Consider the following 25331-nt stretch of genomic DNA (forward strand, 5'->3'; position numbering starts at 1 on the left):
GAGTTGAACTCTTATAAACCTGATGGCAAACACAAGTCTGTCAACAAGGCTGCAACTGGCAGCCTTAATCCCATATAATAGTCGTAACCTATTGACGGCAGGTAATTGATAATTTAACTATTATCTATTTAATACTGTAGTTAAATTCACTTACCGCCCGCCAAATTCGATAACGTAATTGAGCGTCTTTTGGTAGATAAAATACTGTGGGTAAACGACTGTCGTATGCTTGGGTTAGGCTGTCGCCTAGGGTTACAAATTGCACGGTTTTAGCATCTGTACACATCATTTTGGTGCTTGGTCCTTGCATTATGCTGTTCACTTGATAATACCGATAGCCCCAGCCCTCAAGTGATAGGGTTTCTATTTCACCCAGTAATGTGACTTTATTACAATCTACTTGCTTATTTTGACCTATTTGAATTTCAATTAAATAGTCAGATTCATTATTGAGTTTAGGTAAGGTTAAAATGTGCTGCACCATAGCCTTAATCGGAGCAGGGAACATGTTTGTATCTGTTTGAGCCTGATAGTTATCTGCACTCATTACGCGGCTTTGCACCGTGATTGTGTTTAGTGTGTCGTTATTGGTTTTCGGTGTGGCTTGAGTTATCAATGGCATGCTCGTGATGAGCAAACTTGCAGCCAATATTAGTGGTTTACATTGTATGCTTGTGTTCATTGGTGTTATTTCCTTATTGAATATGAATACAGAGTAAACGGCTGAGACTGACAATGGGGTTATTTTATTAATTTAAAGTTTGTTTAAATTAGCATCTCTAATTGAGTTTAGTTCATAAGTGTGACATAACATACTGATAACCTTTGACACATTGTTTTTATCATAAGGTATCGTTTTCGATGCACAATAATCAAAATTTAGAACAAACATCGCAAATCTTGCATTTAGCGTTACCTAAAATGGCAGAGTTAGCTATCCCTGTAACGCCTGAAAACTATGCCATTTGGTATGATTATTTTGCCGAAACTAACCTCAACCTTAAACGTGCCATAGATGGTCTAATTGCCAATGATGTTAAGTTTACCCCAGAAGTCAATTTAGGCTTATATAATCGCTTTATTGAAGAGCACTCGCCAGAAATTATCGAAAACGTTCAAATTGAAACTCAAATATTGATCAATAGTCTCGTCAACAAAATTGAGCAACTTGGTCAAGGGACTGAGTCCTTTTCTGCTAATTTGAGTGGTTACGGTACTCAATTGCAAGCTAAGCCAAGCTCGGATGAATTAAACCTTATCGCGCTCAGTATTGCTGCTGAAGTTGAACAAGTGATTGCCAAAAATCGTGAAATGACCAGCAGCTTGGTCTCGTTGTCAGATGAAATTGCTAACCTAAAAAGTGAAATGGATAACTTAAGTAAGGTGGCCATGACTGATGAGTTGACCTCGCTGAAGAATCGCCGCGCTTATGAATTATTTGCAGCAGAGCAAATGACCAAATTTACAGACACTCAAACGGTTTGCAGTTTGTTAATGATTGATATCGATCATTTTAAGTTATTTAACGATACTTTTGGTCATCTAATTGGCGACAAAGTGTTAGCGTATGTGGCTTTAGCCATGAAAAATACAGTTAAAGGCGATGATTTAGTGGCGCGTTATGGCGGTGAAGAGTTTGTGGTGATGCTGCCAAATGCAAAACTGCATGATGCCGTCAATGTGGCAGAAAAAATTCGTGAGCGTATTTCACTTAAAAAGCTGTCTATCGGAAAAGAAAAGAAACAGAGTTTAGGCCATATTACCGTATCGATTGGTGTGGCGACCCTACAAACTGGGGATGATGCTGAGACGTTAATGGCGCGAGCAGACGAGCAACTCTATAAGGCGAAAAATGCTGGGCGTAACTGTGTAAAATACGCTTAAAAACGCATTAATCTCAGCAAAAAGGCCAATAATCGCTCTATTGGCCTTTTTAGGTTTAGTTACCCATTAGTGTATTTGTCTTGATTATCTAAATCCATGTGCATTTTAATCAGATGTTCTTCCATATCAAATGACACTTTAAAGCCTAATGATTTAGCTAAACTGGCCATGTTACGGTTTTCGAACATGGTAAAACCGGTTAAGTACAAGGTATTGTTGTTTTTGTAGTAATGGATCAGTTTTTCCAGTAACAGTTTGCCTAACCCAATACCTTGGTAATCACTGCGCACAGCCATTGCAAACTCGGCTTCTGTGTTGTCTGGATCGATTGAGGCCCTTACTGCACCTAAAGTGAGTTCGTCGCCATTTGCGGTGGTCGTGGTGGCAATAAATGCCATTTCGCGTGCATAATCAATTTGAGTCAATACCGCCATTTCTTCATGTGTCATCCGTGATCGCACGCCAAAATAACGTTTGTATCTGTCTTCATCGCTCAGTGAATTATCAAATTCTAAATGCTTAGGCTCATCTTCTGGCAAAATGGGTCTTAACATAACGGTTAAACCATTTTTAAGTGTTGAGATTTGTTCTAATTCTTTAGGGTAAGGCATTATCGCCAACCGGCCAATATTGTCTTGTGGGCTATCATGCAGGCGCATATTTACATCTAACAAGGTGATTTTTTCGCCTGCTGCTAGCACTGGATTGATGTCGATTTCAGCAATCTCAGGACAGTCGATAATTAAATGTGATATTTGGGTGAGCATGACGCACAATGCGTTCATATCAAGCCCTAAAGGCAAATGCCGATCACGCAGTTTATGGGTTTTAAGTGCTTGTATCACCATGTAGCGTGCTAAAGCCATGTTCAGTGGTGGTAGTGCCACGGCGGCATCACGGGTGGGGTCCCATTCTGAACCGCCTTCGCCAAGACAAATTGCTGGGCCAAAGACAGGGTCGTTAATGACCGAGACTCGAATTTCTTGTGCGCCCGCAGTTAACGCCATCTTTTGAATAATCAATCCATCAATTTTAGCATTAGGATTGATTTGATGAACCCGGTCAATGATTGAGTGGGCCGCATTACTCACATCTTCATCAGAGGTTAAGTTCAACACCACACCATGAACATCAGATTTATACAGGAGATCTGGTGATTGTACTTTTAATGCAACGGGATAGCCTGCGATATTGGCAATATTAACGGCCTCTTCAACATCACTGACAAACCAGGTGTCTATGGTGTTTAATCCGTAGGCTTTTAAAATATCAACAGCTTGATGGGTTTCAATCACGGTTTGACCGCAATCAATGGCTTGCTGAAGTAAGGTTCTGGCCACATTACGGTCTGCTGGAATATTGTCTGGAATAGACAAGGGGACTTCTTGCAGCAATTTTTGGTTGCGGCGATATTCCACCATGTGCATAAATGCACGTACCGCACCTTCTGGTGTGCGGTAGGTGGGAATGCCTGCTTTTGTGAAGCGCTTACGCCCGAGATAGGCTGAGTCTTCACCGCTCCAATTGGTTAAAATATTCAGTTTATGTCGGTTTGGGTGTTGGCTAATGGTGTCAATTAAGCTGGTGGCGATCTCGACACTTTCTGACAATATTGACGGTGAATGCAGCACTAAAATGGTATCAGCGTCATTGCTTTTCATTAAAATATCGAGGGTTTTGGCATACCGTTGATGATCGGCATCTCCAATCATATCGATAGGGTTTTGTCTTGACCAGGTGTCTGGTAACACCTTATTGAGTTCATTGATGGTGGTTTCTGATAACTGCGCTAATTTTCCGCCTTTAATGATCAACTCATCTGCTGCAAGAACCGCGGGGCCTCCACCATTGCTCATGATGACTAATCGCTCGCCTTTTAATGTTGTAGAGTGGGCTAAGCTTTCTACTGCGGCGAAAAGCTCAATTAAGTCGTTTACCCTTAACATACCTGCGCGACGAAATGCCGCTTCATAAACTGCGTCGTTACCGCCAACACCGCCGGTATGGATCATTGCCGCTTTAACCCCTTCATGACTGCGACCAGATTTAATGACAAAAATGGGCTTGTTGCGTGAAGCGGCTCTAGCTGCGGATAAAAAATGACGCTTTTCGTTGATTGAGTCGATATAAAGCATGATTGCACTGGTTTTACTGTCTCGACCTAAATAATCTAGTAATTCGTCAAAATCAATGTCAGTTGCATCGCCTAACGAAATAAACGATGAAAACCCAATGCCTTTATTGTTGGCCCAGTCTAATACCGTGGTGCAAATAGCAGCTGATTGCGACACAAAAGCAATTTTACCTGAAATAGCCCCCGCATGTGCCAAACTGGCATTTAAACCAATAGGAGGCAAAATCATGCCTAAGCTGTTTGGACCAAGTAAGCGCATGCCATAACGTTTTGCATATTGCTTTGTTAATGCTAATAAATTATTGCCATGCTCGTCGGTTTGCAGCGCCATGCCAGAGGCCATAATAATGGCCACTTTGCAGCCAAATTGAGCCAAACGTTCAACTATGCTCGGCACTTTTTGCGCGCTAGTACATATGATGGCTAAATCCGGTTTAATTGGCAGGGCTTCAATATTAGGGTAAGCAAGTACCCCCATTACCGCAGTATATTTTGGCGTAACAGGCATGATTGGCCCAGAAAATCCACTTGAGAGTAGGTTTTTCATAATGCCCTTACCAGCCCGTTTATTGCCGTTTGACGCCCCAATGACGGCTACAGAAGTGGGCTTAAATAGCGAGTGAATACTGCGTTGACTCATGTTGGCGTCCTTGGGTTACAAACGATGACAATCAGATTAGCATATTCTCAATAAAATGATGATGTTGCTATACAATATCGGGATTAATTTGATCTGTTAACTATAGCACCTTGCCAGTTTGGTTGTTTGCACAAAAAAAAGGGATCTTATAAAAGATCCCTTTAATAATACAATGGCAGTTATGTTCAGTTCTGCTTTGAGCCTTCAAGCGTTGATTGAGCTGAACTTGGAGAATAAATTCCAATAATACGACTAATTAATGCTTTACTGTCTTCAATTGCAATATACAGGCAAGGGATCAAACACAGGGTGACTACAGTTGCAAATAACACCCCAAATGCCAATGACACTGCCATAGGGATCACCATTTGCGCCTGCATGCTGGTTTCAGACATGATTGGCACTAAACCAATAAAGGTGGTTAAAGAGGTCAACATAATGGCTCTAAAACGTTTACAACCTGCATTGAGCACAGCTAAACGCATAGGTACTCCTGCTTTGCGCGAGTTATTAACATAGTCGACCATCACCAATGAGTCGTTAACCACCACACCTGCTGCGGCAATAATACCAAACATAGATAGTGCACTTAAATCTATGCCTAATATGATGTGCCCCATAACCGAGCCAATAATTCCAAATGGGATCACTGACATGATCATCACAGGTTGGATGTACGAGCGAAGTGGAATTGCCAACAAGCTGTAAATCACCAGCATGGATAAAATAAAGTCACGTAGCTGAGTATTAGCGCTATCAAGTTGTTCTTGAATGTTACCCGACACTTCACTGCGAACTTGAGGGTATTTTAGCAACAGCTCAGGAATAAAGTTATCACGTATATCTTTTGCAAGCTTAAAGGGTTCTGCTTGCTCTGCATCAACAGAAGCCCACACGTTAATGGTACGGCTGCCATTTTCACGACGAATACTGTTAACCCCCTGAACCACTTTAATGTCAGCTACTTCTGATAAGGGCAATTCAGCACCTTGAGGTGTTTTAATTAACACATCTTGTACTAACGCAATTGAATTACGTTGATCTTCTGGGTAGCGAAGCATGACTTTGATCTCTTCGCCATTGCGAATAATACGCTGAGCCTCTAAACCGTAAAAACTATTGCCCACTTGTGAAGCGATATTTGCCAGGGTTAAACCAAGTACATTGGCTAATGGTTTTAGCTCAAACTGCACCTCTTTGGCGCTAGATTGACGACTGTCGTTAACATCGCTTACGCCTTTTAAGCCATTTAGCTTCTCTTTCAAGGCTAACGATGCTGCCACAAGTTGGGTTTCGTCATTACCTTCTAGTCTAAAGCTGATGTCACCGTCTTCACGGCCGCCACCCATTAAACTGTCTTGAATGGTAAAGGACTTAACCCCTGGAATTAACGGCATGGCCTGACGCCACAGTTCTGCTAGCGCAAAGGTGTCCATAGGACGTAATTCTGGATCAACTAGCTTTGTCATGACTTCTGCGCTGGTTTGACTGCGAAGGTCAACCTGCATATCAGAAATCATTCGTTGGCCGTATTCGTCTTCAACTTTTTTATCAACTCGATACAGCGTTTCCTCAATGGCGAGTGCCGCTGCCAAGGTGGCTTTTTCAGACGCGTCAACGTTCATTTCAATTTTAATGCGCGGAAAGTCGTGTGGAATTTTTGGCTGACCAATAAAGCGCACTAATCCGCCCCCGTATAACCCTGCACAGACTAAAATTAAACTGACAAACAGCATGATGACGGCGTAGCGATATTTAATGGCAATTTCAAGCGATGGGCGATAAAAGTTTTCGATATATTTGCTTAAATTACGGTCAACATTGCTTTGAATAAAATTCACCCCATTGCGCAGCCAGTCTAGCGGGTTTTTAGAGCCAGCTTTGACTTTCTTGGGTTTTTTCATGTGAGCCAAATGCGCAGGTAAAATCAATTTTGACTCAACCAATGAAAAGAGCAAACATAAAATGACCACATAACCAATCGCCTGACCAAAGGCAGAAGAGGGGCCATCATCCATGGTGATGGGTAAAAAAGCTGCAATTGTGGTTAATACACCAAAGGTGGCTGGCATAGCGACTTTTTGCACGCCGCGGATAACACTTTCGACACTGTGGCCGTGATCTTCTGATTCGCTGTGGGCACTTTCCCCCATCACGATGGCATCATCTACCACAATACCGAGCACTAAAATAAACGCGAATAAACTGATCACGTTGATGGTGACATCAATAAAAGCCATTGGCATAAAGAGTAGGGTACCTAAAAAACAAACAGGTAAGCCCATCATGACCCAAAATGCTAAACGAACACGTAAAAACAGGGCTAGCATTAAAAATACCAATACTGCGCCGCTTTTCATGCTATCGAGCATGAGTTCTAATCGACCATCGAGGTAGTAGGTCATGTCAACCCAGGGTTCAAGCTTAACACCGTGAGGTAACGCTTTTTGTTTTTTCTCTACATAGGTTTTTATGGTGGCGGCAACGTCGGTAATACTTTGGTTTTTAGCTGCACCAATAAAGAAAGTAACTGAGTTTTTACCGTTAAATTTAGAGTATTGAATACCTTCTTCAAAACCATCATTAACCACAGCGATATCGCCTAACGATAATGTTGTACCATCATCTAGGGTTAGCAATGGTAAATCTTCAAACTCATAACCAACATAAGCTTGGTTTTGAACCCGCAGGTTTATGTAGCCATTTTCAGCTTTAATTTGGCCGGCTGACATATTGCGTGAATAGCCCTGAACCGCTTGGGCAACATCGTTAAAGGTCAGGCCAAATTCACGCAGTTTATCTTTACTGACCTCGATGCTGATCTCATAACCTAAACCACCGTAATACTCTGAAATATTAACGTTTGGTAGTTGCATTATTTCGTTGTGGATTTTGTCGCCTAAATCTTTAAGTTGGCGCTCAGACATGTCACCGTAAAGACTTAAATACATCACCTCCTGACGAAACTTAATCCGTTCAACTTTCGGCGGCTCCATGTCAGCAGGAAAGGTAGAGATTGAATCAATTTCAGATTTAATTTCATCTAATACCACTAATGGGTCGTAAGATTCTTCAACCTGAAAATAACCCTGAGCCATATTACGGTTCGAATAGGTGATAACCCGTTTTAAGCCTTGGACGCTTTCAAGAGCCTGCTCAATCTTAATGGTGATACCTTCTTCCACTTCTTGTGGGGCGGTACCCGGATATACAGCGCTAAATTCAATCCAGTTGATTTCTACTTCAGGAAAAAATTGTTTTCTAATGGTGCTGGCGGTTAATAAACCGCCTAATAAAATAATGATCATTAGCAAGTTTGCCGCCACACTGTTGCGGGCAAACCAAGCTATAAGACCTTTGTGAGTATCAGCCATGATTGTTATTCACCTTCCATCGCAAGTTCAGAGTCATCTTTTTCTGTTGGCGGCTCTTTTTGCAGAATTCGGTCTTCGGGTAGGGCGACTTTCATGCCATCAACGGGGTAATCAAGTGCGGAGGTAATTAATTGCATGCCAGACTCTAAGCCCTGCGTTATTACGACATTAGCACCGTCCTGGCGGATAACTGTGACGGGTTTATACCTAAGGGTCTTTTCTGCGTCCATGATAGCCACCGCGCCGTTAACAATAAGGTGGCGAGGCACAACAGCAACACTACCGGCCTGTAACCCTTCAATATTTGCAGTAACATAAGTGCCGTAACGCAATTCATTTTTACCCGTTGATAAACCATATGGATCGTCAATTTCGGCAACCAAATAAGTCATGCGGCTTTTACTGTCAACAACCCCTTCACTGCGAACAATTTTACCGGTCCATGCCTGTTTACTGCCGGCAAAATTACCCGATAAACTGACATTAGCATTGACGCCTTTATCGACTAAATATTGCATTTCTTTGTCTGCAATGGGTAAGCGCACTTCGGCTTTGTCGGTATTTAATACTCTGCCAATAGGGCTGCCTTTGCTCACAAATGAACCCAAGCCTATTTCTCGGGCCTCTATCAATGCATCATAAGGAGCACGAATGATGGTTCGCTCTAGGTCGCGTTTGGCTCTATTTAAGCTGGCTTCTGCGCTTTTTAATTTTGCTAACTCTTGTGCTAATTGCGGTTTACGCAAACTCAAATCCGTTGGCTCTCTGTTGGTGATATCTGCCCATTCACGGATAGCAACCTCAGCATTTGCACGCTCTTGAACTAACGAAGCTTGCGATGAAGCGATACTTGCTTGTGCGTCTAGTAAGCTTGATTGGTAATCACTTGGATCGATTTTAGCTAAAATCTCGCCTTTTTTAACAAATCCACCTTTAACAAAGTTGGGATCTAAATAAATAATTTCACCGCCGACTTGGGCAACGATGTCTGTCATGTATTTTGCATTAACAACACCATAAGAGCTGACTTCAAAGGTCATGGGTTGATAAATTACTTCTTCAACCGATACTAGCGGAGTGCTATCTATTTCAGGTTTTTCTTCAGGTGGTTTTTTTAGTGCAGAAAGCCCAACAAGCCCAACAATGCCAATGCCCAATACAATAATGGGTAAAATAATCTGTTTTTTAGTCGCCACAATGCTTCCTTTTAAATGATTTGTGATTGCAGTGTTACCCTTAATGGCTTGCAATTAATCTATTTTTCTATTGTTTATATTAATCGATATGTTTCGACTATGTTGTGTCAATGTGTAAACTTGTGTTTCAAAATAAGCTAAACAGTCGATTCAGCTTTTTCTTTAGCTTAAATTGACAGTGTTTAATTTTAGCCAAAATAGGAATAAATCCATGCAGATCCCTAATACACCTCGTTTAACACTGTCATTAATGAGTCTTGATGACGGTGCGTTGATGTATGAATTAGATCAAGATGAACGGGTTATGCACTTTCTCAATGGGGGCATTAAAACCACACAAAATCAGATTGATACTGTAATGTTGCCAAGATTAGCTCAGTATTTAAATCCCGCAAAAGGTTGGGGTTTGTGGAAAGTTGAAGCGCTAGATTGCGCTGAAAATGATAAATACCAATTGAGTGGTCAGTATTTGGGGTGGATTTTAGTCAGGCCAATGCATTTTTTCACCCAACCTGAACTACATAATATTGAACTTGGCTGGCGCTTTAAATATGACTGTTGGGGCAAAGGCTACGCGACAGAAGCGGCGAAGGCAGTAATGCAGGCAATCAGTGCTTGTGGTGATGTGACCCATGTAAGTGCGATAGCGGTTGAAGATAATCATGCATCAATTGCGATTATGAAAAAGCTTGGCATGACTTTTTTGTACAAACGAATTCACCGAGATCCATTAGGCGATACTGAGGCTGTTTTTTATCAAAAAACAGTTTAAAGCCTGTGGTTGTGAGCATCTTATTTGAAAGCGCTTATTGCGAAGCAAAAAAAGAGCAGAAAGTCTGCTCTTTTTGTCATGTTAAGTCAGTTTGATAATTACTTTTTTGCGTCTAAGTAGCGTTCTGCATCTAATGCAGCCATACAACCTGTGCCAGCAGAGGTAATTGCTTGACGGTAATGTTGATCCATTACGTCACCACATGCATAAACGCCTTCAATGCTGGTTTGTGTCGCATTGCCTTGCAAACCACTGTTTACTTTTAAGTAACCGTGGTTCATTTCTAATTGGCCTTCAAAAATACCTGTGTTAGGGCTGTGACCAATAGCAACGAATACACCGGCAACCTCTAAATCTGTGATTGAGCCATCTTTGGTGCTTTTCTTTTTAAGACCCGTTACACCCATATCATTGCCTGTCACTTCTTCCAGGGTTTGGTCTAGGTGTAAAATGATATTGCCGTTAGCCACTTTGTCCATTAAGCGGTCAATCAGAATTTTCTCTGAACGGAAACTATCACGGCGATGAATTAAGTGAACTTCAGAAGCAATGTTACTTAAGTAAAGTGCTTCTTCAACTGCGGTGTTACCACCGCCAATGACCGCAACTTTTTGGTTACGATAAAAGAAACCGTCACAAGTTGCGCAAGCTGATACGCCACGGCCCATAAAGGCTTCTTCAGATGGAAGGCCTAAATACTTAGCAGAAGCACCCGTTGCAATAATTAATGCATCACAGGTAAATTCGCCATTGTCGCCTTTTAAACGAAAAGGACGCTCAGTTAAATTAACTTCATTGATGTGGTCAAAAATAATTTCAGTGTCAAACTTTTCAGCGTGCTTTTGCATGCGTTCCATTAATGCTGGACCGGTTAAGTCTTCTGCATCGCCTGGCCAGTTTTCAACTTCAGTCGTAGTGGTTAATTGACCACCTTGCTGCATACCTGTGATCATTACAGGTTTTAAATTTGCACGCGCAGCATAAACCGCAGCGGTATAGCCAGCAGGGCCAGAACCTAAAATTAATAGGTTAACGTGACGAGCTTCACTCATGATTTTATTCTCCGATAACATGCCTTAAGCAATTTGCATGGGATTGTATGGAATTTACATCGGCGGGTAAAGGGAAGTTAACGGTAGTAAATCGATTGCGTTAATCTATTGTGTAAATAATATTGTTCAAGATAAAACAGATAAAGCGCGACGAGGGAATTGTCTGGCAATCTAAGCGTCATTTGCTCAACAAAGCAGGATCTGTTTTACACAACCCTTTAAACTGTGTTTGATGGCCATATTGACATCGTTATCGACTTTTTATGCACAATAACGACACTGTAGAGCCGATGGCTTTTAGAAATGAACAACAAGTTTCTTTGTAAGATCAACACGTCTTGATGTTGATCTTACATCCGCCGAAATTCCGGCAAACCGAACCAAAGTTAATTTTCAGCGTTTAATACACTAAATGACAAGACGGTAAATTATTTTTTTCTAAATAATTCTGGTGGTATTCCTCGGCAATGTGGAATGTTTGTATCGGTACAATTTCAGTCACAATATGACGTTGACCCCATTTTCCACTGCGCGCGAGCGCCAGCTTTGAGCTTTCAGCAAGTGCTTTTTGCTCTTTATCATGGAAGAAAATAGTACTGCGATATTGAGTACCAATGTCACCGCCCTGCATATTGAGCATGGTTGGGTTATGGTTTTTCCAAAATGTATCTAATAAATCATTGTAGCTTACAATGCTTGGGTCAAATTCAACCTGAACAACTTCAGCATGGCCAGTGGTGCCTGTTTTGACTTCTTTGTAGGTAGTAGCACTGTCTTTACCACCCATGTAGCCACAGGTTGCGTTAATTACGCCATTAATTTCTCTGAAAAAATATTCAACGCCCCAAAAACAGCCTGCCCCAAATGTTGCTAACGCCATGATGTACCCTTAAAACAGTTTAGAAGTCTAGATGGCTGTAATTGTGTTGAATGTTGACGATTTTTGCAAGCAAACTTTTATTAATAAATAAATCTAACTTATAGCAACAATAAAATACATTGTGGCTATGATAGAATCCGCGCAAATAGGCTATTAATCTAACGTGCTCAACTGTACGTGAGTGAATGTGCCACATAATAATGAGACAAGGAGTTCATCGTGTTATCTGACCTGTTGATAAACAATGATTTTTTAGATTATACCTTAGCCAATCCCAATCAATTGCCAAGCGCCTATGACTTTATGCTAGGGGATCATACCCGTGTAGATGTATGGGACACAGGTGTAATAGTTTTCACCCCGTTAGATGCAACCAAAGACATTGTATTGTCATGTGCTGTTCACGGTAATGAAACCGCACCCATAGAAATATGCAATCAAATCATTAAAGATCTGCTCACTCAACGCATCATGGCTAAGCAACGCGTACTGTTTTTAATTGGCAATCCCGCAGCTATTATCAATCAAACCCGGTTTATCGATGAAAACATGAATCGCTTATTCAGTGGCGCGCATTCAAAAGGTGAGGGCTTAACGCATCCTGAACGTCATCGTGCAAAAGCACTTGAACAATACGTAGCTGATTTCTTTAATTCCAATAATGATCGTCAACGCATCCATTACGATTTGCATACTGCGATCCGTGCTTCTAAGCATGAAAAATTTGCCATCTATCCTTATCGACCAGGCCGCGCTTACAGCGCAGAACAAATTATGTTTTTAGCGGCATGTGGTGTCGACACGATTTTGTTTCATCATGAACCTACCACCACTTTTAGTTATTACTCTTCAGAACAATTTAACGCAGATGCCTTTACCGTAGAGCTCGGTAAAGTGATGCCGTTTGGTCAAAATGATATGAGTCGTTTTAGCCAAACTCATACTATGCTTGAAAAACTAATTACTGAAACCACTCTTGCTCCGATTGAATTCGATTCGAGTAAAGTCAATTTGTACAAGGTTTCTCGCTCTATAAATAAGCATTTCGATGACTTTGCCTTTAATTTTGCCAATGATGCCGAAAATTTCAGTGCCTTCAAGCAAGGTGAGGTATTGGCCACAGAGGGCGGACAGCAAATTGTGGTAGAACATCCACAAGAGGCTATTGTATTTCCTAATGCTAATGTGCCTATTGGGCAACGGACGGTGCTATGCCTAGTGCCAGCGCCAAACGAGAATATTATCAATACCCAATCAAACTGAAGATACTCAGAAACATGTATTCAAGTTGTAGTCGTAAAGCAAAATATACATGTTAATTGTGAGTAAAATGCGTTTAGAGTGAGAGTAAGTATTGATAGGTAGTTTACGTTAACGTAATGTTTACTTGCATAGTATCAATAAAGCCATGTTTATGTTGAACATGGCTTAACAATAATAAGAGCATAATATGAGCAACGCACCACTGACCAATGAAACAGTGCACCGTGTCAGCTTCTTAGACAAAGCGTCATTGCACATTCCCATTTTGCGAATTTTACAAGCAGATGGCACCACCTATGAAAATGCGGTTCTGCCAGTTATCGACAAGACTTTAGCCGAAAAAATCTTTGATACTTGTGTTTTTACTCGAGTATTAGACGAGCGTATGTTGGGTGCGCAACGTCAAGGCCGTATTAGTTTTTACATGACCTGTACCGGTGAAGAAGCCTCAATAGTAGGCAGTACAGCAGCACTTGATAAAGACGATGTTATTTTGGCTCAATACCGTGAACATGCCTCATTGCGTTATCGCGGGTTTAGCACTGAACAATTTATGAATCAGATGTTCAGTAACGAGAAAGATTTAGGTAAAGGCCGGCAAATGCCTATCCATTACGGCTGCCGCGAACTGAATTATCAAACTATTTCATCACCCTTGGCAACGCAAATTCCACAGGCAACAGGTGTTGCATACGGTATGAAGTTACAAGGCAAACGTAATGTCGCTATTTGTTACTTCGGTGAAGGCGCTGCCTCAGAGGGCGATTTTCATGCGGGTTTAAATATGGCCGCAGTACTTAAATCGCCAGTTATTTTCTTTTGCCGTAACAATGGTTATGCCATTTCAACACCAACAGAAGAGCAGTTTGCGGGTAACGGCATTGCTAGCCGTGGTGTTGGTTATGGTATGCACACAATCCGTGTTGATGGTAACGACATGCTAGCGGTGCTTGCAGCAACACAACAGGCGCGTGCCCATGCATTAGAGCATAATGCCCCAGTACTCATCGAAGCCATGACATATCGTTTAGGGGCACATTCTTCATCAGATGACCCGTCAGGTTATCGCTCAAAAGATGAAGAAGCCAAATGGCAACAGCATGATCCGGTTAAACGCTTTAAATTGTGGATGATTAATAAAGGTTGGATCAGCGAAGCTGACGAAGCCAAATTATTTGAACGCTACCGTGAAGAAGTGTTAGCGGCAGTAAAAGTGGCCGAAAAACTACCTATTCCTATGCTTGATGAAATCATTGAAGACGTGCTCGATAAACCAACGCCAGCGCTTAAAAAGCAGCTGAAAGAATTAAAAGAGCACATCAATAAGTATCCAAAAGCCTATCCTAAAAGCGCAGGGAGACTGTAACCGTGGCTCAAATGAATATGTTACACGCCATCAATGAGGCGTTATCGATTGCCATGAAAGCTGACGAGCGCATGGTTATTTTTGGTGAAGACGTGGGCCACTTTGGTGGTGTTTTTCGTGCAACTTCTGGATTACAAGAGCAATTTGGTCGTGACCGTTGCTTTAATACACCGTTAACAGAGCAGGGCATCGCCGGTTTTGCCAATGGCCTGGCATCATTTGGCATGACTGCGGTTGCTGAAATTCAGTTTGCTGATTATATTTTCCCAGCCTTTGATCAAATCGTTAATGAATCTGCAAAATTTAGATACCGCAGTGGTAATCAATTTGATGTGGGGGGATTAACCTTTCGCACACCTTATGGCGGTGGTATTGCTGGTGGTCATTACCATTCGCAATCGCCAGAAGCTTACTTTACTCAAACCCCAGGGCTAAAAGTGGTTGTGCCACGTAATCCTGAGCAAGCTAAAGGTTTATTATTAGCTTCAATTCGAGACCCTAACCCCGTTATTTTCTTTGAGCCTAAACGTTTATACCGCGCCTCAGTAGGTGAAGTCCCCGCTGGCGATTATCAAATCGAACTGGGCAAAGCACAAGTGGTTAAACAAGGCCGTGACATAACCGTATTAGCGTGGGGCGCGCAGATGGAAATTGTTGAAAAAGCTTGCGAGCGTGCCGAAAAAGAAGGTATTTCATGCGAAATTATCGACTTACGCACTCTAGCGCCTTGGGATGTCGACACGGTGGCTAAATCGGTGACTAAAACCGGCCGTTTATTGATTAACCATGAAGCGCCACTGACTGGCGGGTTTGCGGGTGAAATTGCCGCAACCATTCAACAAGAATGTTTCTTATCGCTTGAGTCGCCAATTAGTCGAGTGTGTGGTTTAGATACGCCGTATCCATTAATTCACGAAAAAGAATACATGCCAGATGAATTGAAAACCTTCGAAGCCATCAAAGCTTCAGTTGCGTTTTAGGAGTAAGATATGATTAAAGATTTTATTTTACCCGACATCGGTGAAGGTGTAGTGGAATGTGAATTAGTAGATTGGTTAGTGAGCGAAGGTGATATCGTCACCGAAGACCAGCCGATTGCTGACGTAATGACAGACAAAGCATTAGTGCAAATACCGGCGCCTCATGCTGGCAAAATCACTAAGCTATATTATGCCAAAGGTGATATTGCCATTGTTCATCAACCGCTTTATGCCGTAGAAATGGACATTGATGACTCAGAGCCAACGCAAGTCCCAATGGCAGAAGTCACGCCTGTTGTAGAAGGCCGTTCTGAGGTTGCTTGTACGAGTCAGTCAAACGTAGAAGACTTTTTATTGCCAGATATTGGTGAAGGTATTGTCGAGTGTGAGCTCGTTGAGTGGCTGGTTGAAGAAGGTGATGTGGTGGTTGAAGACCAACCGATCGCCGATGTGATGACAGATAAAGCGCTCGTACAAATACCCGCGATGAAAGCCGGTAAAATAGTCAAACTATATTACCGTAAAGGCCAACTTGCGAAAGTTCACTCGCCTTTATTTGCCATTGAAGTAGAAACAGACACCGTACAGGATATTGCACCAGAGCAGGTGCTACAGCAAGCTGACACTTCACCAGTATTGGTTAGCGCAGAGCCTGTTGCGCAAGGTAAGGCTTTAGCCAGTCCTGCCGTTCGACGTTTAGCGCGATCACTTGACATTAACATAGCCCTGGTTTCTGGTAGTGGTAAAAACGGCCGCGTTTATAAAGAAGATATTGAACGCCATCAACAAGGTGCTGCTAAGCCTACTGTTGCAGCCTCTACAAACAGCGCAAACGTTTCAGCATCGAGTCAAGTTAGTACCACAACCGAAGTGGCAACTATTAGTCATTCTGGTGTGGATCGCGTTGAGCCGATAAAAGGTGTTAAAGCGGTGATGGCGAAGATGATGGTTGAGTCGGTATCGACTATTCCACACTTTACTTACTGTGAAGAGTTTGATTTAACAGAGTTAGTTGCTCTTCGCGACAATATGAAACAACGTTATTCAACCGATGAAGTTAAACTCACCATGATGCCATTCTTTATGAAGGCCATGTCATTAGCGATTACCGAGTTTCCCATACTTAACAGCCAGGTGAATGCTGATTGTACCGAGCTGACTTATAAATCACGTCATAACATTGGTATGGCCGTTGACTCAAAAGTGGGTTTATTGGTGCCGAATGTCAAAGATGTGCAAAGTAAGTCTATTTTGGACATTGCCGCCGACATTACGCGTTTAACCGCTGCAGCTCGCAGTGGCCGTGTATCGCCAGCAGATTTAAAAGACGGTACGATTTCAATCTCTAATATTGGCGCCTTGGGTGGCACGGTTGCTACACCTATTATTAATAAACCCGAAGTGGCCATCGTTGCTTTAGGTAAGTTACAGGTGTTGCCACGCTTTAATGTTAAGGGCGAAGTAGAAGCGCGAAAAATAATGCAAGTGAGCTGGTCTGGGGATCATCGTGTCATTGATGGCGGAACTATCGCACGATTCTGTAACTTGTGGAAACACTACCTAGAACAACCGCAAGAAATGCTATTGGCCATGCGTTAAGCTCGCAATAGCAATGCACAGTTTTATCTAAAAGGACGCAATCGCGTCCTTTTGTTTTCAGCCTCTTTTTCGTATAATCTGCGGATAATCTCAATCGCTTGGAACCTGTATGAGTCTGTCGGCACCTAAAATTGAAACTATCGAGTATCCGTTTCCACCCAAACCTGCCGTGTTGTCTGACGCTGAAAAAGCACAATATAAAGCACGAATTAAACAGTTGTTGATCGATCAAAATGCGGTGTTAGTCGCCCATTATTACACCGATCCTGAAATTCAAGCTTTAGCAGAAGAGACGGGCGGCTGTGTGTCTGACTCGCTAGAGATGGCGCGTTTTGGCCGTGACCATCCTGCTAAAAAATTAATTGTTGCAGGGGTTAAGTTTATGGGCGAAACCGCCAAAATCTTAAGTCCAGAAAAAACCATTTTAATGCCAACACTAGAAGCAACCTGTTCATTAGATTTAGGATGTCCAATCGAGCAGTTTAATGCGTTTTGTGATGCGCACCCAGATCACACTGTGGTGGTTTACGCCAATACATCTGCCGCAGTAAAAGCTCGTGCTGATTGGGTTGTCACTTCCAGTATTGCGTTAGAAATTGTTGAGCATCTTGATAGCCAAGATAAAAAAATTATTTGGGCACCAGACCGTCATTTAGGCTCTTACATCAACAAACAAACTGGCGCAGACATGTTGTTGTGGCAGGGCGAATGTATTGTCCATGATGAGTTTCAAGCCAAAGCGCTACGTGAGCTCAAAAAACTTCACCCAGGTGCGGCAATTTTGGTTCACCCAGAGTCACCAGCAAGCGTGGTTGAACTTGCCGATGCAGTAGGCTCAACTAGCCAGTTGATCAAAGCTGCGCAAACGATGGCAAATGACACCTTTATTGTGGCCACCGATCGCGGCATATTTTACAAAATGCAACAAGCTGCGCCAGGTAAAACATTAATTGAAGCTCCGACAGGGGGTAATGGCGCCACTTGTAAAAGTTGTGCACATTGTCCTTGGATGGCCATGAATGGTTTACAAGCCATTGAACAATCATTGATCAATAGTGACAAATCCAATCACGAAATTTTTGTTGATGATGAGCTACGCGTTAAAGCACTTATCCCACTGACACGCATGCTCGATTTTGCTAAAGGGCTAAACATGAAAGTGAAGGGCAATGCTTAAAAAGCACTTAGCCTCGTAAGCATAAAAAGCCGACAGCAAGTCGGCTTTTTTATGGCTAATTTTAGTTGCCTAATTGATTAGATCTAAGCCGTTGACGTATTGGCTTGCAGGTAACAAAAAGCCCCGCATAAATGCGAGGCTCTTATCTAAGTAATCTATTAAATAGATTATTTAGCGTTCATTAATGCAACTGTGTTGTCTAGCATGCGGTTACTGAAACCCCATTCGTTGTCATACCATGCCATAACTTTCACTAAACGACCTTTAACACGTGTTTGTGTCGCATCGAAATTAGATGAGAATGGGTTGTGGTTGAAATCGATAGACACTAAAGGCTCTTCATTAATCGCTAACACTTGATTTAGTGGTGACGTTTTAGCCGCATCAGCAACGATTTGGTTAATTTCTTCAACAGTTGTATCGCGTGATGCTAAGAAGGTTAGGTCGACTAACGATACGTTTACCGTTGGAACACGTACTGCTAAACCGTCAAATTTACCTTGTAGCTCAGGAACCACTAATCCTACCGCAGCTGCTGCACCCGTTTGTGTTGGGATCATAGACATTGCCGCTGCACGAGCACGACGTAAATCAGTGTGGTATACGTCTGACAAACGTTGATCGTTAGTGTAAGCATGGATAGTCGTCATTAAACCTGACTCTATACCAACCGCATCACTTAATGGCTTAGCCACTGGAGCTAAACAGTTAGTGGTACATGAAGCATTTGAAATCACAGTCATGTCGGCAGTTAATACGTCTTGGTTAACACCGTAAACAACAGTTGCATCTACGTTTTTACCAGGAGCTGAAATGATCACTTTTTTAGCACCAGCATCTAAGTGCGGTTGAACAGCAGCCTTAGAAGTGAAAATACCAGTACATTCGTATACCACATCAACGTTTAATTCAGCCCAAGGCAATTTAGAAGGATCGCGTTCTTGGAAAGTCAGGATTTTGTCGCCATTAACATAGATAGCTTCATCATCGTGATCAACTTTGGCATTGAAACGACCATGCACAGAATCGTACTTGGTTAAATGGGCGTTGATTGATGCGTCACCTAAATCGTTTAATGCAACGATTTGGATTGGATAATCTTTTTCGCTTTCATAAAGTGCACGTAGAACATTTCTTCCGATACGGCCATAGCCGTTAATAGCAACACGGATAGTCATCTCATATCCCTCAAGTGATAAAATAATTTGGTGGCATGCTGATCGCCTGGTTGTAAAATTACCAAATTAACCGTAATGGTCAAGTTAAATCACCCTAAATTGGCAAAATAGGGGGATTATTTTGTATTTTTTTTACATTTAGCACGTTTTGAAGATAATTTAAGCACAGTTTTGTAAGTTGGCACATTAAGTCAGACTCAGATCAGCTTGGCTAATTTAGCATAACATGGTGTTTATTTGAGCAACAGTTCACTGGCACTGTTGGCAAAAGATCCACTCATTACCGAAGCAATTAATTCAGTAGCTTGCTGATCTAATCGCTGAGCGAGGTGCTTATTCCCTTGGATAATCGCCAATAATTGTTCTTCATTGACATGATTTGGGCTTATTAATAAATAGGCACGTGTTAATAAGTATTCTTTTTGGTGATCTTGTTGTTGTTTGTAAATTGATGCCAGTGCTAAAAACCAGTCAGGACTAATTAATTCTGCCTCTGTGTTAGCCAATAATGTTAGGTAGAGATGCTTGGCATCGTTTGGTTGATAACGCACATAATGGGCTGCCAATTGGCTGATAATTTCAGGGTCGGTTAATTGTCCTTGCTGATAAGTTTGCTCAACAATGGCAAGACCAGCCTGATCATTAAATCGTATCCATCGATAATAAGCTAAATGGAGATCATTATTATTTTGAGTAAACGCTTGTAGCTCTGCTAACGTTTGCGTGCTAACAGCAAATGCACGTTCACGATCCCGTGTTCGGTCTGTATTGAGTTTATGTTGAACACCGGCGGCAAGTTCGATGCATTTGCTGTAATTTTCAAGGTAGATAAGTTGCTGGTAAAGCTCTTTTCCTGTTGGAGCAGAACTCTGTTTTAGTAAGTATCTATGGCGAATAAGATCCCCTTTTTCAAATCGACACCAACTATCTTTGTGTAAATCGCTACAAAGTTCAGGATTATTTTTACAAATTAGGTCGCTATTACGGTCATTATCGCAGCCAAAAAGACCAAAAAATGCCCCAATAAATGTAAATGATGTAATTAATACAAAATTTTGGCTCAAAACCGTCTCCGAGAGGTAAATTGTCTAATAAAATTACATATTTACCGAAAATTTGTTACTGGCGAAATGTCGTGTATTTCATTACAATGTCGCCGACCAAGAGGGTAAAACCCATACAACAATTTAATTATTGGTCTTTTCTTTTTGTTACTCAAACCTTTCTGTTAAAAAACTGGAAAAGTGAGATAAAGGATCCCTACATGAGCGCAGATAAACATTTACAAAGCTGGCAAGAACGTTTCGAAATGGCTGAAGCAATGCAACCATTGCTCGGTAAGTTATATCGTAACCAAGGTGTAGAAGTGGTGGTATATGGAAAACCACTTTTAAACGCATCAACTATCGAAATTATTAAGTCACACCGTTTAGTACGTCGTCATGTTGGAGAAAAGTTACGCCTTCGCGAAAGTTTCCCATTTGTTGAAGCGCTAAGCAAATTAGCTGTTCAACATTGTAAAGTGGACATTGGTAAACTGGCGATTAATTACTGGCGTGACAACAAGGACGCAAGCGGAATAGAAGCATACATGGCTAATGAGTTAGCACCAGCATTGAATCATGGTGATGATACTCCAGCCAGAGATGTAGTACTTTATGGTTTTGGGCGTATTGGGCGTTTACTTGCTCGTTTGTTGATTGAGCGTACTGGTAAAAGCAATAAAATGTGTTTACGTGCAATTGTGCTTCGTGGTGGTAAACAAGGTGATTTAGAAAAACGTGCCAGTTTGTTACGCCGTGATTCAGTGCATGGACCATTTAATGGTTCTGTAGAAGTGGATGAAGAAAATAACGCCATCATTGCAAATGGTACATACATCCAAGTCATTTATGCTAATTCGCCTGATCAGGTCGATTACACTAAATACGGAATTAATAACGCTTTAATCGTTGATAACACTGGTATTTGGAAAGATGAAGACGGTTTAGGTTTACATCTTAAAAGTCCTGGAGCAAGCAAAGTGTTGTTAACTGCACCGGCTAAAGGCGCAATTAAGAATGTTGTGTATGGTGTTAATGAAAACGACATTTTAGATGAAGACATGATTGTGTCAGCAGCAAGTTGTACTACTAATGCCATCACACCAGTATTGAAAGCAGTAAATGATAAATATGGTATTGAGAATGGTCATGTTGAGACTATTCATTCATATACCAATGATCAAAACTTAATTGATAACTACCACAGTGCAGATCGTCGTGGCCGTAGTGCGCCATTAAACATGGTTATCACTGAAACGGGCGCCGCTAAAGCTGTGGCAAAAGCGCTACCCGTACTAGCAGGTAAACTAACCGGCAATGCAATTCGGGTCCCAACGCCTAATGTGTCAATGGCGATTATCAGTGTTAATTTAAACTCTGAAACTAATCGTGACGAGTTAAATGAATACTTAAAAGATGTGGCCCTGCAGTCTGGATTACAAAATCAAATCGACTTTACTGAATCTACTGAAATTGTATCAAGTGACTTGGTCGGCTCACGTTATGCTGGTGTTGTTGACTCACAGGCCACGATTGCAGAAGGCAAGCGTGCAATTTTGTATGTTTGGTACGATAACGAGTTCGGTTATAGCTGTCAGGTCGTCGGCGTGATGCAAAAAATGTTGGGTTTAACCACTTTATCACTGCCTAACCTATAAACAGCAACTGTAGTTATTGTTATCCTTCATTTAAACACCTCAATGATTGAGGTGTTTTTATTTGAGCCTGACTGATTTAAACATTGAAACACGTGTGTAGCAGGGCATAATTGGTTTCATATTATTAAAAATTAATCACAGTGATGATTTATGCAGCAAACAGTCATTTTGTTGCAATAATCCTGTTTTTATTGATTGACTATCCCGATCAAATCGGTAGAATGCCATTCCGCAGTCAGGGGAAACGTCCTCAGGTTGTAAAGATTGAAAATGCGACATTAGCTCAGTTGGGTAGGTTGAAAGACGATACCTTTCTCGCAGTGTTAAAAATAGCATGTACGAAGATTGAAAATGCGACATTAGCTCAGTTGGTAGAGCGATACCTTGCCAAGGTATAGGTCATCGGTTCGAACCCGATATGTCGCTCCAATTTCTTATCTCCTCCGATGGATTCGAATTTGGTAAAGCATGGCGCGATGGCAGAATGGCTATGCTGCGGATTGCAAATCCGTCGATCTCGGTTCGACTCCGGGTCGCGCCTCCACAAAATTGCGTTTAATGGTTACTTATTGTAACGGTTAAAACAACACTTTGCCCGAGTGGTGGAATCGGTAGACACAAGGGATTTAAAATCCCTCGCTGAATAAGCGTGCCGGTTCAAGTCCGGCCTCGGGTACCATTATTTATAGTAAGAAATTACATACGTAAGTATGGTGTAAAAAAGCCTTGACATTAGTCGGGGCTTTTTTACGTCTGAAATTTGAGTTTATTATTAAGGATTAAAGTCAAAAACAAAATCCCTCGCGCTCTGGTTGAAAATCAGGCGTGCCATTCTTTGCTATCGAGAGTAGTCCGGCCTCGGATACCATTATAATTTTTAGCAATAGAGAGTGATGTAAAAAACTTCGAAACTACACGAACTCGTTTAAGCCCAAAAATGAGTTTACATCAGCAATTCGTCCAACGCAGCACTAACCTCATTGCAATACTTTTTCTCAGCTGTCGGAAAGGTATGGGTTCCGTCAGCGAGAACCTTTTAGTTAGCCAATGCTTGTACTTTTATGGCGCTGATCCATTTCTGTATTGGTTGTGGATATAATACCTACCAATCTTGAAAATGAATATATCGTTCGATTTGACTGTTTTGTTCGATTGTATTAATGTGTATTTAATCAAGATGAGGGTCTTTAGATGCTTACACTAAATGCAAATGAAGCAAAAACCAATTTCGGTAAGATGCTTTTAAAAGTTCAATCGGAACCTATTGAAATTAAAAAGAACGGCAATCCTGTCGCAGTTATTGTCTCCTGTGAAGAATACAATCGTTTTGAAGAATTGAAGATGGAGCTTGTTCGATCACGCTTCGAAAATATTGATGAAGATGATCTTATGGACGGTAATGACTTTTTAGATGAGTTAGATTCTGGAAAGTATGATTAATGAAAAATACACCATTCTTACTTAGAGGCCATGCAAGAAAAGATTTAGAGTCTATTCGCAAGTACACAATCAAAAAGTGGGGAAATCCTCAATGGTTAAAGTACAAAGAGGTCTTGCGAAAAAGAATGCAAGCTTTAGCTAATAATCCAAATCTGGGATTGTCCATTTATGAGGTTTCTAAGGATGGCTATAGATTTCCAGATGGCAAGCATGTTTTCTATTATTTAAAAAGAGATAATGATGTTGTTTTTGTTGGATTTCTATCTAATCAAATGGCTCCTGAAAAACACCTTGAAAGAATTAAAAGTATAGATTCAGAGTTAAATTTATGAAGTTAACTTATGAAGATCGTCATTTTTTAATAACGAGAATTTTAAATGGAGCTGCAATATCATCTATTGCAGCAGAATTAAAATGCCCCAAATGTATTAATGTCTCGAATGTGGTAGCTACAGCCCTTATGACGTTGAATTTAGTCATGTAGAATTTTTTATTCTTTGATATTGCACAAAGGACTGTTTAATTCGCATCGGGGACGTTAGCCCTATATTTTTCTCATCTGAACCATCCGAATTAGTACAAATAATCTAACCCATTTCTGTGCAGAAATGAGTTAGCTGCCTCAGTTTAAAATGCCAACATTTAACGCTGAACTTAAAATCGTTGAAGAATCCTTATAAAAAAACGTGGGCTTGCAAATACTAAGGCAACCTAGTGGTTGCCTTAGTATTTCATGTTGATGGTTGTTTTTTTCGCCTCGTTATATCGGCCTAATCATCATAATGATCATTATCTATCGCCTGTTGACGTTGTTTTTTAAACTGAGCGTCTTCATAGGCGGCGTTAATTTCATCAAGAACAGAGTCAATATCGGCTAAATCTGTATCATCTTCAAATTGTCCGGTCAGCACAGTGTCTGGCTCAAGTTCGCCTTGCTCGTAAAGGGCCCACATTTCTTTGGCGTATTTGGTTTGTAGCAGCTCTGGTGCAAATTGGCCGTAGTATTCGGTCATATTATTCACATCACGATACAACATAGCTCTGGCATTGTTGTTAGCCGATGCATCGACGGCTTGTGGTAAGTCGATGATTACTGGGCCATGACTATCTACCAGTACATTAAATTCTGATAAGTCACCGTGCACAATACCGGCACATAACATACGAACGATATAACCCATCATGGTGTGATGTTGCGACATGGCTTGTGCATGGGTTAAGTTAACGTCGTTTAAACGCGGTGCGACATCACCGTTTGCGTCGGTGATCAGCTCCATCAATAATACGCCGTCGAAACAACCGTAAGGTACAGGCACTCGAATTTGGGCTGCTGCGCATTGATACAATGCATCAACCTCAGCGTTTTGCCAGGCTTTCTCTTGTTCTTCACGGCCGTATTTAGAGCCTTTTTCCATCGCGCGGCCACGACGGCTATTTTTGGTTTTGCGTCCTTCTTGATATTGTGCAGCCTTTTTAAAACTGCGTTTAGTCGCTTCTTTATAGACTTTGGCGCAGCGAATATCAGCGCCACACCGGATCATGTAGACGGTAGCTTCTTTGCCACTCATCAGTTGGCTTATCACTTCATCAACGAGACCATCGTCAACCAGTGGTTGTAATCGTATTGGGGTTTTCATAGCGCCCGTTATACCTTAGTTGTGTCTATGATGATATATCTTGGCTGACTATTTTTAT

The 25331-nt window shown here is 41.5% G+C and carries 19 protein-coding genes and 3 tRNA genes; 13 read left to right on the top strand and 9 right to left on the bottom strand.

All coding sequences use genetic code 11. The features are described 5' to 3' along the window. Window positions 1–124: 124 nt before the first annotated feature. Window positions 125–682, bottom strand: coding sequence for a serine protease inhibitor ecotin (gene eco, locus K8B83_RS12150; protein WP_223417318.1), 558 nt, complete (start codon window positions 680–682; stop codon window positions 125–127). A 179-nt stretch (window positions 683–861) separates the two neighbouring features. On the opposite strand from eco, the gene K8B83_RS12155 reads away from it, so the two are divergent. Next, window positions 862–1884: a GGDEF domain-containing protein gene (locus K8B83_RS12155; protein ID WP_188739684.1), complete on the top strand. Its 1023-nt coding sequence runs from the start codon at window positions 862–864 to the stop codon at window positions 1882–1884. 59 nt (window positions 1885–1943) lie between these two features. Here K8B83_RS12155 and K8B83_RS12160 read toward each other — a convergent pair whose 3' ends face one another. From K8B83_RS12160 to K8B83_RS12170, 3 genes are all read right to left on the bottom strand, one after another. Beyond that, the gene (locus K8B83_RS12160; RefSeq protein ID WP_188739683.1) at window positions 1944–4658 is read right to left on the bottom strand and encodes a bifunctional acetate--CoA ligase family protein/GNAT family N-acetyltransferase; all 2715 of its coding nucleotides are present in this window, start codon (window positions 4656–4658) and stop codon (window positions 1944–1946) included. Window positions 4659–4843: 185 nt separating this feature from the next. Next, complete coding sequence (locus tag K8B83_RS12165) at window positions 4844–8032, bottom strand: efflux RND transporter permease subunit (RefSeq protein ID WP_223417322.1); 3189 nt, start codon at window positions 8030–8032, stop codon at window positions 4844–4846. 5 nt (window positions 8033–8037) lie between these two features. Further along, on the bottom strand, window positions 8038–9228 hold the full coding sequence (locus K8B83_RS12170) for an efflux RND transporter periplasmic adaptor subunit (protein ID WP_223417327.1): 1191 nt from the start codon (window positions 9226–9228) through the stop codon (window positions 8038–8040). Between the two features lie 211 nt (window positions 9229–9439). Between K8B83_RS12170 and K8B83_RS12175 the strand changes: the two genes are divergently transcribed. Next, on the top strand, window positions 9440–10000 hold the full coding sequence (locus K8B83_RS12175; RefSeq protein ID WP_188739680.1) for a GNAT family N-acetyltransferase: 561 nt from the start codon (window positions 9440–9442) through the stop codon (window positions 9998–10000). 98 nt (window positions 10001–10098) lie between these two features. Here the strand turns inward: K8B83_RS12175 and trxB are convergent, their stop codons facing one another. Together trxB and msrA are read right to left on the bottom strand one after the other, a co-directional pair. After that, complete coding sequence (trxB, locus tag K8B83_RS12180; RefSeq protein WP_188739679.1) at window positions 10099–11052, bottom strand: thioredoxin-disulfide reductase; 954 nt, start codon at window positions 11050–11052, stop codon at window positions 10099–10101. A gap of 400 nt (window positions 11053–11452) precedes the next feature. Then, window positions 11453–11932: a peptide-methionine (S)-S-oxide reductase MsrA gene (msrA, locus tag K8B83_RS12185; RefSeq protein WP_188739678.1), complete on the bottom strand. Its 480-nt coding sequence runs from the start codon at window positions 11930–11932 to the stop codon at window positions 11453–11455. 219 nt (window positions 11933–12151) lie between these two features. Between msrA and astE the strand changes: the two genes are divergently transcribed. From astE to nadA, 5 genes are all read left to right on the top strand, one after another. Beyond that, complete coding sequence (gene astE / locus K8B83_RS12190) at window positions 12152–13195, top strand: succinylglutamate desuccinylase (protein WP_188739677.1); 1044 nt, start codon at window positions 12152–12154, stop codon at window positions 13193–13195. A gap of 187 nt (window positions 13196–13382) precedes the next feature. Beyond that, window positions 13383–14561: a thiamine pyrophosphate-dependent dehydrogenase E1 component subunit alpha gene (locus K8B83_RS12195; protein WP_188739676.1), complete on the top strand. Its 1179-nt coding sequence runs from the start codon at window positions 13383–13385 to the stop codon at window positions 14559–14561. Between the two features lie 2 nt (window positions 14562–14563). Beyond that, the gene (locus K8B83_RS12200) at window positions 14564–15541 is read left to right on the top strand and encodes an alpha-ketoacid dehydrogenase subunit beta (RefSeq protein WP_188739675.1); all 978 of its coding nucleotides are present in this window, start codon (window positions 14564–14566) and stop codon (window positions 15539–15541) included. Window positions 15542–15550: 9 nt separating this feature from the next. Beyond that, entirely contained in the window at window positions 15551–17140 is a 1590-nt protein-coding gene (locus tag K8B83_RS12205) for a dihydrolipoyllysine-residue acetyltransferase (protein WP_188739674.1), read from the top strand. Between the two features lie 109 nt (window positions 17141–17249). Next, window positions 17250–18317 (top strand): quinolinate synthase NadA, encoded by a 1068-nt coding sequence (gene nadA / locus K8B83_RS12210; protein ID WP_188739673.1) that lies wholly within the window; start codon window positions 17250–17252, stop codon window positions 18315–18317. A 167-nt stretch (window positions 18318–18484) separates the two neighbouring features. Here the strand turns inward: nadA and gap are convergent, their stop codons facing one another. Together gap and K8B83_RS12220 are read right to left on the bottom strand one after the other, a co-directional pair. Further along, window positions 18485–19495: a type I glyceraldehyde-3-phosphate dehydrogenase gene (gap, locus tag K8B83_RS12215; RefSeq protein WP_188739672.1), complete on the bottom strand. Its 1011-nt coding sequence runs from the start codon at window positions 19493–19495 to the stop codon at window positions 18485–18487. Window positions 19496–19728: 233 nt separating this feature from the next. Next, complete coding sequence (locus K8B83_RS12220) at window positions 19729–20559, bottom strand: DUF2989 domain-containing protein (protein ID WP_188739671.1); 831 nt, start codon at window positions 20557–20559, stop codon at window positions 19729–19731. Window positions 20560–20759: 200 nt separating this feature from the next. On the opposite strand from K8B83_RS12220, the gene K8B83_RS12225 reads away from it, so the two are divergent. The 6 genes from K8B83_RS12225 to K8B83_RS12250 all read left to right on the top strand — a co-directional run bounded on the left by K8B83_RS12225 (window position 20760) and on the right by K8B83_RS12250 (window position 23968). Next, on the top strand, window positions 20760–22196 hold the full coding sequence (locus K8B83_RS12225; protein ID WP_188739670.1) for a glyceraldehyde-3-phosphate dehydrogenase: 1437 nt from the start codon (window positions 20760–20762) through the stop codon (window positions 22194–22196). A gap of 353 nt (window positions 22197–22549) precedes the next feature. Continuing rightward, window positions 22550–22625: transfer RNA gene (locus K8B83_RS12230), tRNA-Gly, on the top strand. Between the two features lie 41 nt (window positions 22626–22666). After that, window positions 22667–22740 (top strand) — tRNA-Cys (locus K8B83_RS12235). 49 nt (window positions 22741–22789) lie between these two features. After that, window positions 22790–22875, top strand: a tRNA-Leu gene (locus tag K8B83_RS12240). Window positions 22876–23387: 512 nt separating this feature from the next. Continuing rightward, a complete protein-coding gene (locus K8B83_RS12245; RefSeq protein WP_188741287.1) occupies window positions 23388–23636 on the top strand; it encodes a type II toxin-antitoxin system Phd/YefM family antitoxin in 249 nt (82 codons plus the stop codon). Then, window positions 23636–23968 (top strand): type II toxin-antitoxin system RelE/ParE family toxin, encoded by a 333-nt coding sequence (locus K8B83_RS12250; RefSeq protein WP_188741286.1) that lies wholly within the window; start codon window positions 23636–23638, stop codon window positions 23966–23968. The genes K8B83_RS12245 and K8B83_RS12250 overlap by 1 nt, the downstream gene beginning before the upstream one ends. 438 nt (window positions 23969–24406) lie before the next feature. Here the strand turns inward: K8B83_RS12250 and K8B83_RS12255 are convergent, their stop codons facing one another. Further along, on the bottom strand, window positions 24407–25273 hold the full coding sequence (locus K8B83_RS12255; RefSeq protein ID WP_188740510.1) for a PA4780 family RIO1-like protein kinase: 867 nt from the start codon (window positions 25271–25273) through the stop codon (window positions 24407–24409). Between the last annotated feature and the right edge of the window lie 58 nt (window positions 25274–25331).

The sequence above is a fragment of the Shewanella inventionis genome (assembly GCF_019931735.1).
GTDB classification, from domain to species: Bacteria; Pseudomonadota; Gammaproteobacteria; order Enterobacterales; family Shewanellaceae; genus Shewanella; species Shewanella inventionis.